Here is a 13154-nt window from a genome sequence, read left to right on the forward strand (position 1 = left end):
TTTTGAAGAAAATAGTTGTTTTTGCCTTTTAGTGACAAATAAATCACCATTTAAAACATAGGGATATTGGTTTTATCAATTAATACAATGAACTAGAAAAATAAGCATAAAAGGATTGTTAAAATCAGTCGTGATCATTGAGGTGATAAAAATAAGGGGGCGGAAAAATGTTGAAAAGAGATAGATAGAGAGGACGGTATGAACGTTTTAGCTACGTTAGATAAAAAAATGGATGGAACAAACACCATCCATTTTAAACACATGACTTTAGTCTTACTCTTTACGATTAAATGCTTTAATTTTAAATAGATGCTCAGAGAGGCTCTTAAATTTATGCGTTTGCACTTCATCCCAAATTACGGAGTAATAAGGTGATAATTCATCAGCAGAACGCTGATTATCTAAAACCTCATCATTACGAGATAAAATCACTAAAGCGTTATCTTTGTTTTTAGAACGAAAATCTTTAATACATTTCGTTGAGATATCTAAATATTCTTCAGGTCTGTCGATTTTGTCTGTCATGTTTTCGTAAGGAAAAAGATTAGGATTAATCATTACCTGACGAATATTACATAAGAAACCAATACGCTCTGCCCAATATCCACCTAATCCTACGCCGCAAATTAATACTGGCTCTTTCGTGGATTTAATCACTTTATCCGTTTCTTTCAGTAAGTGTTGCATGTCATGACGAGGATGCAACGTACTGTAGCTTAAAAAGCGGACATCAGGATCAATAAACTGTAGCTGTAAAACTTTCTCATGATTTCCAGGACTTGTGGAATCAAAACCATGTAAATATATAATCATGCTCGCTCCTGCCATTGCTCCTGTAATTGGGTCAGCAACTGATTCGCTTTTTTCCAACGATCAGAGGTTTGTAGCTCACTCAATGTGTAACGACCTCGGTGATGGTACAATGTGGAAATGCGTTCTGCTTTGACAGAGGACAGGTTATCTAACACACTCACCGCCCCTTTTCGGTTATTACACACTAAAAGCATATCACAACCAGCATCTAGCGAACGTTGTGCTCTTTCTGCGTAACTTCCCATAATAGCAGCACCTTCCATCGATAAATCATCAGAGAAAATAACGCCTTGGAAGCCTAATTGTTCACGTAAAATGGATTTCAGCCAGTACGATGAGCCACTTGCAGGACGCTCATCAACCTGAGAATAAATGACATGAGCTGGCATAATGGCATCTAATAACTGGCGTTGAATAAAATCTTTAAAAATGGACATATCATGTTGGCGAATATCATTTAAAGAGCGATCATCACGAGGCGTTTCTTTATGAGAATCAGCCCTTACAGCACCATGACCAGGGAAGTGTTTGCCTGTTGATTTCATGCCCGCAGAGCGCATACCTTTGATAAAGCTCTCAGCCATTGTCATGGCAATTTCAGGGGAATCATGGAAAGAACGCTCGCCAATGGCAATACAGTTATGACCTAGGTCGAGCACAGGTGCAAAACTGATATCAATATCCAAGGCAATCATTTCTGATGCCATTAACCATCCCGCTTCTTGTGCTAAATGACTCGCTTGATAACCTTCATTTAGTGCCGCATAAGATTGAGCCGCAGGCAATCGTGTAAAACCATCACGGAAGCGCTGTACACGTCCCCCTTCTTGGTCTACTGCAATCACAAGGCGCTCATGAGATGCATCACGAATTTGGCGAACTAATTCATTTAATTGTTCAGCATCGTGGAAGTTGCGGGTAAAAAGGATTAATCCACCGACAAGAGGATGCTTTAAAATTTCACGCTCTTCACTATCGAGTTCATATCCTTCAACATCAAGCATTACCGGACCCATAACATTCCTCTCTTTGTAATTGTGACAAGATAATGTCTTTAATTCGTCAGACTGAAATAGCGACGTAAAGGTTCAGACATTATTAAAAATGATCCATCTTTTGTTTGTTGCCAACGGACTTCATACCACATTAGCATCATATAAAAAATGAATGGCTCTCTTGATAGAATACGCTTTCTCAATTCCTTCACAGAATAAACATCCGTCTCTTTGGATTGAGCATAATGACAATGATACGAATAATAATAATCCAAAAACGTATTTTGTTGCGCTTCATTGAGTTGGTTTGTTGCAAAGAACGTCATCAATGAATCCGCTGTATCAATATCTGCTGCATATTCCCAATCAATAAATTTTATACCTGAATCACTAAGAAGAATATTCTCAACATGTAAATCCATGTGAGCAGGCGCGTATTTTATGAAATTGCATCGCGGTTGGCGTAAAAAATGTTGTTGTAAGCGTAACCATTTAGCAGATAAGCGTTTTCTATCAATACTCTGCCAATAAATTAATAATTCATGATTTAGGTTAAGAGGAAAACCTAACGGTGTGTGTTGATGAAGTATGGCTATTTTTTCAGCCAACGGTTTTAAATAAGTACTAAAAAGTGATTGGTGAGTAAGATGTTCGCCCTGTAACCAATAAAGAAAAAACCACTCTTTATAACGTGTGGCAACTTTAGGTGATAAATTAGATCCTGATAGCTGTTTTAAAATGGCGTATTCTTTTCTTCCATGTACATAAAGCGCTTTTTTTTCATCGCCATAATAGCGAGCAACCCAGTCAATATCTGCACATTGCACGCGAAAAGCACCACCGCCAGCGCCTTCTAACGCTGTGATTTTCCATTTGCTTAATGCCGTTGCAGGGAAAAGCGCTTGCAAGGCATTAAGCAAACTTGAGTAATGCAGATCACTCAACCTTATGGCGCCCGTTCCAAAGAATTTCACCAGAAGAAACCGACATTAACTGCATACTGATCACACGGTTATCTTTTTTACCATCAACGGTTGAGAATAAAATATAATCAGCTTTCAAATAGCGGGCCAAGCCAATCGCTGCACTACGAAGACCTAGGCTATCTTCACCAGATAAACCAAGGGCTTTTCGTGCTGACATCATTTGCGTGTAAGGCACGGTTTGTAACGCACTAATACTATTAACTGATTCGATAATCGTATTGGTTGCATTTACCGCTTGGATGTTTCCACCCGAATTATTTTTAACATTATCAACAACGATAAGCTTACCTGCCTCTAAATCACCAGTAACCGCCATTTCTCTAATTAAAGGAGTGACAGCAGCATTCCAATTAATACTCGTGATTTTAGGTGGCGTTGGCACAACTTCAATTGGTGGCTCTATCGGTTTAGGTGGCTCTACTGGCTCTGTAGGTGTCACAGGCTCCACAGGTACAGGCGGTTGTTGTGGCAACATAGATGGACAACCCGCTAATAAAAATACAGACATCGCCACAAATAGAACTCTTTTCATGCTCGTGTTACCTTATCCTAAGTAAAGAGATAAACTCTGACATAACTAATGGTTTTATCTGGTATATCACCACTAATTTCGGCATCACCATCACCAAGAATAGTCACATCATTTACATTCCCAGCAGGAGAAACTTCAAGTCCTTGTTCGTTATACCAATAAAAACGATAGCGAATAGAAACAGGGTAAGATTGTGTATTTGATAACATGACTGTCGCTTTTGTGCCATTAGCATGGTGTTCAATGGTTGGCTGACCAGCAACAACGCCTACAACTAATACCGAAGGCTCCATAATAATAGCCTGCTGACGATTGAAATAGAGTTTATTATCTGAATGAGATGATAAACATCCTGAAAGCAATGTCGTCATAAATACAGCGATAAGTAATGAACAAATGGCCTTACCTTGTCTTATCATGTATTACTTCCTGTTATCCTGCTGTTAGCATCACATCCATTACTGGCTTAATAATGGCCCTAATGGTTTTCCGCCAAGCAAATGCATATGAATATGGAAAACTTCTTGTCCACCATGTTTATTACAGTTCATCACTAAGCGGTAACCGTCTTCAGCAATGCCTTCTTGTTGTGCAATTTTTGCCGCAACTACAAAAAGGTGTCCTAATACCTGCTCATCTTCCGCAGTAACATCATTTACAGTAGGAATAAGTTTATTAGGAATAATTAAAATATGAGTGGGTGCTTGAGGTGAAATATCACGAAATGCAGTCACTGTATCATCTTGAAAAACGATATTGGCTGGGATTTCACCACGAATAATTTTACTGAAAATTGTTTCTTCTGCCATTTCCATCACCTTATTATTTATTTTAATTCCTGATTAATTCTATTAAGCAGGTAAGTTTTGAATATGAAAGAGCTTAGCAAAATTGCGTGTTGTTTGTTGCGCTAACTCTTCAACACTGACGCCTTTTAAGACAGCCATATATTCTGCAACATCACGGACATAAGCTGGTTGGTTTTCTTTTCCGCGATGAGGAACTGGCGCTAAATAAGGGGAGTCTGTTTCAACTAAAATTCTATCAAGAGGAACAATGCGAGCAGCTTCTCTAATTTGTTCAGCATTTCTAAATGTTACGATGCCAGAAAAAGAAATATACATTCCAAGATCAAGTAATGCTGTTGCAGTTTCTTTATCTTCAGTAAAGCAATGCAGAACACCGCCACAATCTTGAACTTTCTCTTCTTTTAAAATGGATAAAGTATCTTCTCGAGCACTGCGTGTATGCACAATAACGGGTTTATTAACTTGGCGTCCAATACGAATATGCTCACGGAAAATTTCACGCTGTAAAGCCGCATTTTCTTGTTGGTAATAGTAATCTAGCCCTGTTTCACCTAAAGCCACAACATCAGGGGCAGCGGCTAAACGTGCTAATTCTTCAATATCATGACCTTCATCTAAATTTAAAGGATGGATCCCACAAGAAAAGGCGATATTGTCACGTTTACCGATTAGCTCACGCATACTCTTAAAGCCCGGTAATGTGGTTGCCACTGCTAACATATATTGAACATCACGCTGCTGTGCTTTTTCGACAACATCATCAATATTTTCATGTAATTTTTCATAATCTAAGCAGTCGAGATGGCAGTGTGAATCAACTAAAAACATAACTTACTCTCATTTATCTGGTACGACTTATATACTCGTCATCCTTCAAGTTGCAGGGGTGTTGGCTACGCTCAGCTACCCGAATCACACACATGAGTATGCTCATCGGGATATCTTTGCTTGCCCCCTACCTACAACTCGAATGATTTAGAATATAGGTGTTTTTTATTACAGCTAAATCATAATTAATATATAGCTAATTAATTTTTTGTGGCTAGCTGATTTTCCCAATCTAGCAGTTGCTCTGCCAGTAATAATTCTTTATTTAAGGCTGGAATAGTCATTAACTGATAGCGACACTGTTTCCATCCATCAATAGTGGATAATAAAATATCCGAAGGCCATTGTGATAACGCCATAATCAATGCTTGCTGGTCTTGATTCACACAATACACTTGTGCATTGGTTTGGTATTTTAATGCATCAAGCAGTAGTGATAATAACCAATACAAACGGCGTTCTGCATTATCTTGATTTAATTGTGGTAAAAATGCATATAAATCACGTTGTTGGATGCTTGCATATAAAGCTTGGCAAAAAACCTCTCTTTCTTTCCACTCATCTTTCAATAATGAAAGCGCTAAAACGGGGGCATTCTGAGATAAATTTAATGCTGTCACACTATTTGCATAAGGTATGTTTGGTAATTGTTGCTGTAACCAGTGCGTTGCGTGTTGGAGATCTGGCGTTGCCAAATGGTAATAAAAACAACGGCTACGCAATGTCGCTAATAAAACCTCTGGTTGCTGACAATTCAGTAAAAAATAGGTGTTTTTAGGCGGCTCTTCTAACGTTTTAAGCAATGCATTGGCTGCCGCTTCAGTTAATGCTTCAACGTCTTTTATCCAAACAACCCTAAAACCACTTTGCTGAGCATGATGCTCCAGCTTTTCAGTCACTTTTCTTACTGCTTCAATACCAATCGAGGACTTACCCTTTTCACTCTGCAAAACATGCCAATCAGGATGTGTTTCAGCAAGCATCAATCGACAGCTATGGCATTCATTACAACTTTTTAATCCCTGTTTATTCTGGCACATTAACCAACGACTTAACCCATAAGAGAGTGCTTCTCCTCCCATGCCTTCTATCGCATGTAAAAGCAAAGCATGATGACCTCGCCCTTCTTGATACATGCTAATAAGTTGTCGATATGCCTGATTTAGCCAAGGATACCAATTCATAGTGATTTATTTTCCTGCTGAACTAGCCACGTTGTTAATGTTTGACGGATATCTGCTTGTACTTTTTCAATAGCTTGAGATGCATCTATTGTGATAATAGAGTCATCACCTTTGGCTAAGGCCTGATAACGTTCACGAGTACGATAAAAGAAATCCATTGATTCTTTTTCAATTCTGTCTAATTCGCCTCTAGCTCGCGCTCTGGCAAGACCAATAGCCGGATCTAAATCAAGATATAAGGTTAAATCAGGGCGAAAATCACCAAGAACCGTATTACGAAGTGACAACATAAGATCTTTATCTAAGCCGCGTCCACCACCTTGATAAGCTTGTGAAGAGAGATCGTGTCTATCCCCAATCACCCATTTACCTTCTGCAAGCGCAGGCTTTATCACGTTCTCAACAAGCTGAACACGCGCTGCATATAGCATTAAAAGCTCTGCTTTATCTGTCACTTTTTCGCCATCAATACCTTGCTTGATGAGTTCACGTAGTTTTTCAGCAAGCGGTGTGCCACCCGGTTCACGGGTAAAAGCCAGATTGGTGATACTTTGTTCTTTTAATGTATCAATAACCGTTTGAATTGCGCTGGTTTTTCCAGCGCCTTCTAATCCTTCAATTACAATAAATTTGCTGTTGTTCATAATTATCTTTGTTGTAAGCGTCGGTATTGCGCGACGGCCTTATTGTGTTCATTGAGTGTGGTTGAAAATTTATGACCACCCGTTCCATCCGCAACAAAATAGAGATAACGTGTATCCGCTGGATGTGCAGCAGCTCTAATTGAAGCAACACCAGGCATTGCTATTGGTGTTGGTGGTAAGCCATCAATTTGATACGTGTTATAAGGTGTATAGCCATTTAAATCACTACGGTAAATCGTGCCTCTATATTTATCACCTAAACCATAGATGACTGTTGGATCAGTCTGTAATCGCATATTAGTTTTTAATCGATTGACAAAAACAGACGCAACCTTTGTTCTTTCAGCATCAATACCCGTCTCTTTTTCAATAATTGATGCCATGATAAGCATTTCATAAGCCGATTTATACGGTAAGTCACTATCGCGTTTAATCCACTCTTCTTCTAATGTTTTTTCCATTTGTTGGTAGGCACGCTTTAAAATTGCGACATCAGTCGTACCTGCGGTGTAATGGTATGTATCTGGCGCGAACCAACCTTCTAGATTAGTAATTTCAGGTTTTATTCCTATTTCTTGGCGTAATTTATCAGCGTCCAGAGTATGTGCAACGGTTGTTAGTTGAGGCGCTTGCTCAAAAATAGATTGCCAATCTTTTAAACGGCTTCCTTCAATAAAACGGATTGTAAACTGCGCCTCTTTACCACTTTTGATAAGCAGTAAAACATCACGTAACGTCATACCCTTTGTTAAGCGATAAGTCCCCGCTTTAAATTGGCTTAGCTCTGGCTTTGCTTTTAGCAAAATTTGGAAATAATCTCCTTCATTAAGCAGATTATTTTTTATTAGCAGTTGCTCCATGGCAACACGCCCCGTTCCTGCTGGAACAGTAAGTAACATTTCATCTTGTTTTACAATAACATTTTCTTCTAAGCCTCGAATATGCTGCATCACATACAACGCCATTGCACCAAGGCTAATTAATAAGGCAAAAAAAACTATCCATACTATTTTTTTTATCTTCATTTATAACTCATTAAATTCTATTTAAGTGACAAACTGTGTTGTAAAACAACATGATAATAATCCCTACTAGGATATTGATAGCACTTATCATCTGAAAAAGTGATTTGTGAAACGGGGATCACTGGCATCAACGCATTTGTTAACCATATTTCATCAGCTTGATAAAGTGTTTCAGGTTTTTCTCTCACAATATCAATTTCCCAATGATTTTTTTGAGCTAATTGAAAAATGGATTGACGCATAATGCCATTTACCCCTGAATTAGTCAGATTTGGTGTAAAAAGCCTATTTCCTTTGCGCCAAAAAAGATTTGCTGCATTAGCTTCAACTAAATATCCTTCATTATCACACACTAAAACATCATCAAATTCTGTTTTTTCTAAATGATATTTGATAAGGACTTGTTCTAAGCGATTGAGATGTTTTATCCCTGCCAACAAAGGATTTTGCCCTAAGGTAACAGGACTTATACCAAGCGATACACCTTCACTTTGCTGGTGGAGATAATGGGTAGGATAAGATGATAGTGATATTATTACTGTCGGCGTTATAAATCTATTGGAGGAATATCCTCGTCCACCATAGCCACGACTAATGATAACCTTAATAACACCTTTCGTTTGAGTGTCTGAGGCAATATCTATAATGTGCCTTTCTAAGTCAGACCAATTTGGATGTGGTAGAAAAAGCGCATCACAACCTTGTTTTAAGCGATTGATGTGGGCAGGTAACAAAATAGGGTTGCCATACTCAACGGCAAGCGTAGTAAAACAACCATCACCAAACTGTATTGCGCGGTCGCTTGCATCGACATTTTGTTGCTGTTGTCCATTTACCCAATACATCTAACACACCCTACATCTATGTTATTGATATCAATCTGTACATGATAAAACAACTGGCAGTAAAAGGACAAAATAAAAGACCCAGAATAATCCTAGGCCTTTAGGTATTTTTCAGTTTTCTACAAAAAACGGGTTATACGCGCTTAAAGAGAATTGAACCGTTGGTACCACCAAAGCCGAATGAGTTACACAGAGCATATTCCATGTTCTCAACTTTACGTGCTTTATGTGGAACGAAATCAAGATGGCAGTTTTCGTCTTGATTATCTAGGTTTATTGTTGGAGGTACAATTTGGTCACGTAACGAAAGGATTGTAAAGATAGACTCAATTGCACCCGCAGCACCTAATAAGTGACCTGTCATAGATTTTGTTGAGCTAACTAATACATCAGTGCCTTTGCCAAATACGTTTTCCACTGCTTGTGCTTCAGCAACATCGCCTGCATTTGTTGATGTACCGTGTGCGTTGATATAACCCACTTCTGATGAGGCAATACCCGCATCTTTCAGTGCATTTGTCATAGCCAGCGCACCGCCTTCGCCATTTTCTGCCGGTGAAGTCATGTGATAAGCATCACTGCTCATACCAAAACCAACCACTTCAGCATAAATTTTAGCGCCACGGTTTTTAGCGTGTTCGTACTCTTCAAGAACAAGAACACCCGCACCATCACCTAATACAAAACCATCACGATCTTTATCCCATGGGCGACTAGCCGCTTGAGGATTATCGTTACGTGTTGATAATGCACGAACAGCACCAAAGCCACCCAAACCTAATGGTGTGGTTGCTTTTTCGGCACCACCTGCCAGCATTGCATCTGCATCACCATAAGCGATAATACGAGCAGCATGTCCAATATTATGAACACCTGAAGTACACGCTGTTGCAATAGAGATTGTAGGGCCACGAAGACCATACATAATGCTTAAATGCCCTGCAACCATGTTAATGATGGTTGAAGGTACAAAGAATGGGCTAATTTTACGAGGACCACCATTCATCATAGATGTATGGTTTTCTTCGATAAGGCCTAAGCCACCAATACCAGAACCAATAGCAGCTCCGATACGACTTGCATTGGCTTCTGTTACTTCAAGACCTGAATCCGCAATGGCCTGCACACCTGCTGCAATACCATATTGAATGAAAAGATCCATCTTACGCGCGTCTTTACGCGAAAGATTATAATCTTCGTGATTGAAATCTTTTACCAATCCAGCGAATTTAGTCGCATGATGACTGGTGTCAAAATCTTCGATAAGGCCGATACCACTCTGTCCGGCACACACTGCTTCCCAAGAAGCTTCTGCGTTATTACCGACAGGAGATAACATGCCTAGTCCGGTCACAACTACACGACGCTTAGACACGCTTATCCTCCAAGGAGGGAAAAAGTTTAGGATTAAAAATATAGGCGGTCGAGTGACCGCCTAGATTAGCAAGCTTATTTACCTGCGTTTTCAACGTAATCAATAGCAGCTTGAACTGTAGTAATTTTTTCTGCTTCTTCGTCTGGGATTTCGATATCGAATTCTTCTTCCAGAGCCATTACCAGCTCAACTGTGTCAAGAGAATCAGCGCCTAAGTCATCAACAAATGAAGCTGAATTTACAACTTCTTCCTCTTTAACACCCAGTTGTTCAACAATGATTTTCTTAACGCGTTCGTCGATAGTGCTCATACTATTAAATTTCCTATCAAAACTCGCTTGCGCGATGATTTTCTTAGTTTATAAATACAGGAAAAGATCTAACCAATCCCGACTGTGTGGACTACTTTATTTGCTATATTTTGCATTATATTGTACGCAAAAAGCAAATATAAAGACGTCCCCATAATTAGATCATGTACATGCCACCATTGACATGCAATGTTTCACCCGTGATATAGCTTGCTTCATCAGAAGCTAAGAAAGCTACAGCACTGGCAATCTCTTTGGCATCACCTAAACGGTTAGCAGGGACTTGAGATAAAATACCTGCTCTTTGGTCGTCTGTTAATGCTCTAGTCATATCAGTTTCGATAAAACCTGGAGCAACAACATTCACCGTAATGCCACGGGAAGCAACTTCGCGTGCTAATGATTTACTAAAACCAATCACACCCGCTTTCGCCGCCGCGTAGTTTGCCTGTCCTGCGTTACCCATGGTTCCAACAACAGAACCAATCGTAATTATACGACCATAACGTTTTTTCATCATAGCACGCATAACTGCTTTAGACAGACGGAAGACTGATGAAAGATTAGTGTCAATGATATCTTGCCACTCATCATCTTTCATGCGCATCAACAGGTTATCACGAGTAATACCTGCATTATTGACCAAAATATCAATTTCGCCAAATTCAGCGCGCACATCGGCTAAAAATTTTTCGATAGAGTCGTTTTCTGTGACATTTAACACAAAACCCTTACCCTTACCGTTTAAATATTCGCTGATAGCTTTCGCACCGTTTTCACTCGTTGCTGTACCAATTACTGTCGCACCGCGTGCAACTAAATCTTCTGCAATCGCACGGCCAATACCACGGCTTGCACCAGTAACTAGCGCTATTTTTCCGTCAAATCCCATGAGATCCCTCAGTCATTTCCTAATGCAACATCTAATGATGCAATATCATTAACTGCTGCAGCGTTCATTTCTTTAGAAATACGTTTTGTTAAGCCAGTTAATACTTTTCCTGGCCCGATTTCTAATAATTGTGTGATACCTTTTTCAGCAATAAGTTCAACCGTTTCAGTCCAGCGAACTGGATTATAAAGCTGGCGAACTAATGCATCACGGATTGCATTTGCATCAGTTTGTGCTATCACATCAACGTTATTAACGACCTGAATTTCAGGTTGTTTAAATTCGATTTCTTGTAATGCAACCGCTAGCTTATCAGCAGCCGGTTTCATTAAAGCACAGTGAGAAGGCACGCTTACTGCTAGTGGTAAAGCACGTTTAGCACCCGCTTCTTTACATAACACACCAGCACGTTCTACGGCTTCTTTGTTACCCGCAATAACAACTTGACCCGGTGAGTTAAAGTTTACAGGTGAGACAACTTGTCCTTGCGCTGCTTCTTCACAGGCTTTTGCAATAGCGTCATTATCTAAGCCGATAATCGCATACATTGCCCCCGTACCCGCAGGTACGGCTTCTTGCATCAGTTGACCACGTAATTCTACTAATTTAATTGCCGCAGCGAAATCAATAACTCCCGCACACACTAAAGCAGAATACTCGCCAAGACTGTGACCTGCCATCATTTGTGGCATTTTGCCTTGTTTTTCTTGCCATACACGCCAGATAGCAACAGAAGCTGCTAATAATGCTGGCTGTGTTTTCCATGTTTTGTTTAGCTCTTCTTCTGGGCCATTCTGAACTAAGTCCCAAAGAGAGTAACCCAATACATCAGATGCTTGAGCAAATGTTTCAGTCACGATTGGATATTGCTCTGCAAGTTCTGCAAGCATTCCAACAGATTGTGATCCCTGTCCGGGAAAAACCATTGCAAAATCAGTCATGTTTATTTTCCTGATAATATTAAAAACGGATAAGTGCAGAACCCCAAGTAAAACCGCCACCAAACGCTTCCAGTAAGATTAACTGACCACGTTGAATGCGATTATCTCTTACAGCTTCATCTAATGCTGTTGGGACTGATGCTGCTGACGTATTGCCGTGGCGATCTAATGTCACCACTACTTTATCCATTGTCATATCCAGCTTTTTCGCTGTCGCTGAAATAATTCTTAAATTTGCCTGATGAGGCACAAGCCAGTCCAGTTCAGATTTATCAATTTTGTTAGCTTCAAGTGTCTCATCCACAATGTGGGCAAGCTCACGAACTGCGACTTTAAAAACTTCATTTCCTGCCATAGTCACGTAAGCAGGTAAATCGTCATTTTCTCTACTCTGATAAGGTAGTGCTAATAGATCACCAAAACGGCCATCAGAATGTAAATGGGTAGAGATAATGCCTTCTTCTTCTGATGCGCCAACAACCACAGCACCTGCCGCATCACCAAATAGGATAATCGTGCCACGATCTTCTGGATCTAAAGCGTGAGATAATCTGTCAGCACCAATAACCAGTGCTTTTTTAACAGTGCCCGCTTTAATAAATTGATCCGCAATACTTAATGCATAAACAAAACCTGAACATGCAGCCGCAACATCAAAAGCAATACAATCACTAATACCTAATGCATTTTGAATTTGGCAAGCCGCACTTGGAAATGCATGAGAGCCAGATGTAGTTGCAACAATAATCAATCCAATGTCTTGCTTATCAATACCTGACATTTCTAATGCTTTTTCGCCAGCACCCGCACCCATCACGGCAACAGTTTCTTCTTCTGCTGCAATTCGACGTTCATGGATACCCGTTCTGGTAACAATCCACTCGTCAGATGTTTCAACCATTTTTTCTAAATCGGCATTAGTTCGCACTTGTACAGGCAAGTAACTACCAGTACCTAAGATTTTTGTATACATT

Annotated in this window: 16 protein-coding genes; all 16 read right to left on the reverse strand. The window is 39.8% G+C overall.

The features are described from left to right. Positions 1 to 273 precede the first annotated feature (273 nt). The 16 genes from ycfP to ACNARN_RS16695 all read right to left on the reverse strand — a co-directional run bounded on the left by ycfP (position 274) and on the right by ACNARN_RS16695 (position 13153). Positions 274 to 813, reverse strand: coding sequence for an alpha/beta hydrolase YcfP (gene ycfP / locus ACNARN_RS16620; RefSeq protein WP_109372892.1), 540 nt, complete (start codon positions 811 to 813; stop codon positions 274 to 276). Beyond that, entirely contained in the window at positions 810 to 1829 is a 1020-nt protein-coding gene (gene nagZ / locus ACNARN_RS16625) for a beta-N-acetylhexosaminidase (protein ID WP_416304715.1), read from the reverse strand. The genes ycfP and nagZ overlap by 4 nt, the downstream gene beginning before the upstream one ends. A gap of 38 nt (positions 1830 to 1867) precedes the next feature. Continuing rightward, complete coding sequence (locus ACNARN_RS16630) at positions 1868 to 2752, reverse strand: phosphotransferase (RefSeq protein ID WP_198620644.1); 885 nt, start codon at positions 2750 to 2752, stop codon at positions 1868 to 1870. Further along, positions 2745 to 3326 carry a penicillin-binding protein activator LpoB gene (locus ACNARN_RS16635; protein ID WP_109372889.1) on the reverse strand — a complete coding sequence of 194 codons (582 nt, stop codon included), beginning with the start codon at positions 3324 to 3326 and terminating at the stop codon, positions 2745 to 2747. The genes ACNARN_RS16630 and ACNARN_RS16635 overlap by 8 nt, the downstream gene beginning before the upstream one ends. A 17-nt stretch (positions 3327 to 3343) precedes the next feature. Further along, positions 3344 to 3745: a YcfL family protein gene (locus ACNARN_RS16640; RefSeq protein ID WP_109372888.1), complete on the reverse strand. Its 402-nt coding sequence runs from the start codon at positions 3743 to 3745 to the stop codon at positions 3344 to 3346. A gap of 39 nt (positions 3746 to 3784) precedes the next feature. Beyond that, positions 3785 to 4135, reverse strand: a complete 351-nt coding sequence (hinT, locus tag ACNARN_RS16645; RefSeq protein ID WP_036913377.1) for a purine nucleoside phosphoramidase — start codon at positions 4133 to 4135, stop codon at positions 3785 to 3787. A gap of 42 nt (positions 4136 to 4177) precedes the next feature. After that, complete coding sequence (locus tag ACNARN_RS16650; RefSeq protein WP_196533132.1) at positions 4178 to 4963, reverse strand: metal-dependent hydrolase; 786 nt, start codon at positions 4961 to 4963, stop codon at positions 4178 to 4180. A 200-nt stretch (positions 4964 to 5163) separates the two neighbouring features. After that, positions 5164 to 6147, reverse strand: a complete 984-nt coding sequence (holB, locus tag ACNARN_RS16655) for a DNA polymerase III subunit delta' (RefSeq protein ID WP_198629773.1) — start codon at positions 6145 to 6147, stop codon at positions 5164 to 5166. After that, positions 6144 to 6791: a dTMP kinase gene (gene tmk, locus ACNARN_RS16660; RefSeq protein WP_349443360.1), complete on the reverse strand. Its 648-nt coding sequence runs from the start codon at positions 6789 to 6791 to the stop codon at positions 6144 to 6146. Before tmk ends, holB begins: the two co-directional genes overlap by 4 nt. 2 nt (positions 6792 to 6793) lie before the next feature. Next, positions 6794 to 7816 carry an endolytic transglycosylase MltG gene (gene mltG / locus ACNARN_RS16665; protein ID WP_198620646.1) on the reverse strand — a complete coding sequence of 341 codons (1023 nt, stop codon included), beginning with the start codon at positions 7814 to 7816 and terminating at the stop codon, positions 6794 to 6796. Between the two features lie 17 nt (positions 7817 to 7833). Beyond that, complete coding sequence (gene pabC, locus ACNARN_RS16670; protein WP_416304716.1) at positions 7834 to 8661, reverse strand: aminodeoxychorismate lyase; 828 nt, start codon at positions 8659 to 8661, stop codon at positions 7834 to 7836. A gap of 133 nt (positions 8662 to 8794) precedes the next feature. Then, complete coding sequence (gene fabF / locus ACNARN_RS16675; RefSeq protein ID WP_099076186.1) at positions 8795 to 10036, reverse strand: beta-ketoacyl-ACP synthase II; 1242 nt, start codon at positions 10034 to 10036, stop codon at positions 8795 to 8797. A 74-nt stretch (positions 10037 to 10110) separates the two neighbouring features. After that, complete coding sequence (acpP, locus tag ACNARN_RS16680) at positions 10111 to 10347, reverse strand: acyl carrier protein (RefSeq protein ID WP_004247087.1); 237 nt, start codon at positions 10345 to 10347, stop codon at positions 10111 to 10113. Between the two features lie 157 nt (positions 10348 to 10504). Next, the gene (gene fabG, locus ACNARN_RS16685; RefSeq protein WP_196533127.1) at positions 10505 to 11239 is read right to left on the reverse strand and encodes a 3-oxoacyl-ACP reductase FabG; all 735 of its coding nucleotides are present in this window, start codon (positions 11237 to 11239) and stop codon (positions 10505 to 10507) included. An 8-nt stretch (positions 11240 to 11247) separates the two neighbouring features. Further along, the gene (fabD, locus tag ACNARN_RS16690) at positions 11248 to 12180 is read right to left on the reverse strand and encodes an ACP S-malonyltransferase (protein ID WP_151434798.1); all 933 of its coding nucleotides are present in this window, start codon (positions 12178 to 12180) and stop codon (positions 11248 to 11250) included. Positions 12181 to 12199: 19 nt separating this feature from the next. Then, positions 12200 to 13153, reverse strand: a complete 954-nt coding sequence (locus ACNARN_RS16695) for a beta-ketoacyl-ACP synthase III (protein ID WP_198620648.1) — start codon at positions 13151 to 13153, stop codon at positions 12200 to 12202. Position 13154: the final 1 nt, after the last annotated feature.

It is taken from the genome of Proteus sp. TSJ240517 (assembly GCF_047921575.1).
Classification (GTDB): domain Bacteria; phylum Pseudomonadota; class Gammaproteobacteria; order Enterobacterales; family Enterobacteriaceae; genus Proteus.

Excerpts from the sequence above, each read along its gene's own strand:
- ycfP (WP_109372892.1), bottom strand. The coding sequence starts at position 813 with ATGATTATATATTTACATGGTTTTGATTCCACAAGTCCTGGAAATCAT.
- ACNARN_RS16635 (WP_109372889.1), bottom strand. The coding sequence starts at position 3,326 with ATGAAAAGAGTTCTATTTGTGGCGATGTCTGTATTTTTATTAGCGGGT.
- acpP (WP_004247087.1), bottom strand. The coding sequence starts at position 10,347 with ATGAGCACTATCGACGAACGCGTTAAGAAAATCATTGTTGAACAACTG.
- hinT (WP_036913377.1), bottom strand. The coding sequence starts at position 4,135 with ATGGCAGAAGAAACAATTTTCAGTAAAATTATTCGTGGTGAAATCCCA.
- mltG (WP_198620646.1), bottom strand. The coding sequence starts at position 7,816 with ATGAAGATAAAAAAAATAGTATGGATAGTTTTTTTTGCCTTATTAATT.
- fabG (WP_196533127.1), bottom strand. The coding sequence starts at position 11,239 with ATGGGATTTGACGGAAAAATAGCGCTAGTTACTGGTGCAAGCCGTGGT.
- holB (WP_198629773.1), bottom strand. The coding sequence starts at position 6,147 with ATGAATTGGTATCCTTGGCTAAATCAGGCATATCGACAACTTATTAGC.
- tmk (WP_349443360.1), bottom strand. The coding sequence starts at position 6,791 with ATGAACAACAGCAAATTTATTGTAATTGAAGGATTAGAAGGCGCTGGA.
- ACNARN_RS16695 (WP_198620648.1), bottom strand. The coding sequence starts at position 13,153 with ATGTATACAAAAATCTTAGGTACTGGTAGTTACTTGCCTGTACAAGTG.
- pabC (WP_416304716.1), bottom strand. The coding sequence starts at position 8,661 with ATGTATTGGGTAAATGGACAACAGCAACAAAATGTCGATGCAAGCGAC.
- ACNARN_RS16650 (WP_196533132.1), bottom strand. The coding sequence starts at position 4,963 with ATGTTTTTAGTTGATTCACACTGCCATCTCGACTGCTTAGATTATGAA.
- nagZ (WP_416304715.1), bottom strand. The coding sequence starts at position 1,829 with ATGGGTCCGGTAATGCTTGATGTTGAAGGATATGAACTCGATAGTGAA.
- ACNARN_RS16640 (WP_109372888.1), bottom strand. The coding sequence starts at position 3,745 with ATGATAAGACAAGGTAAGGCCATTTGTTCATTACTTATCGCTGTATTT.
- fabD (WP_151434798.1), bottom strand. The coding sequence starts at position 12,180 with ATGACTGATTTTGCAATGGTTTTTCCCGGACAGGGATCACAATCTGTT.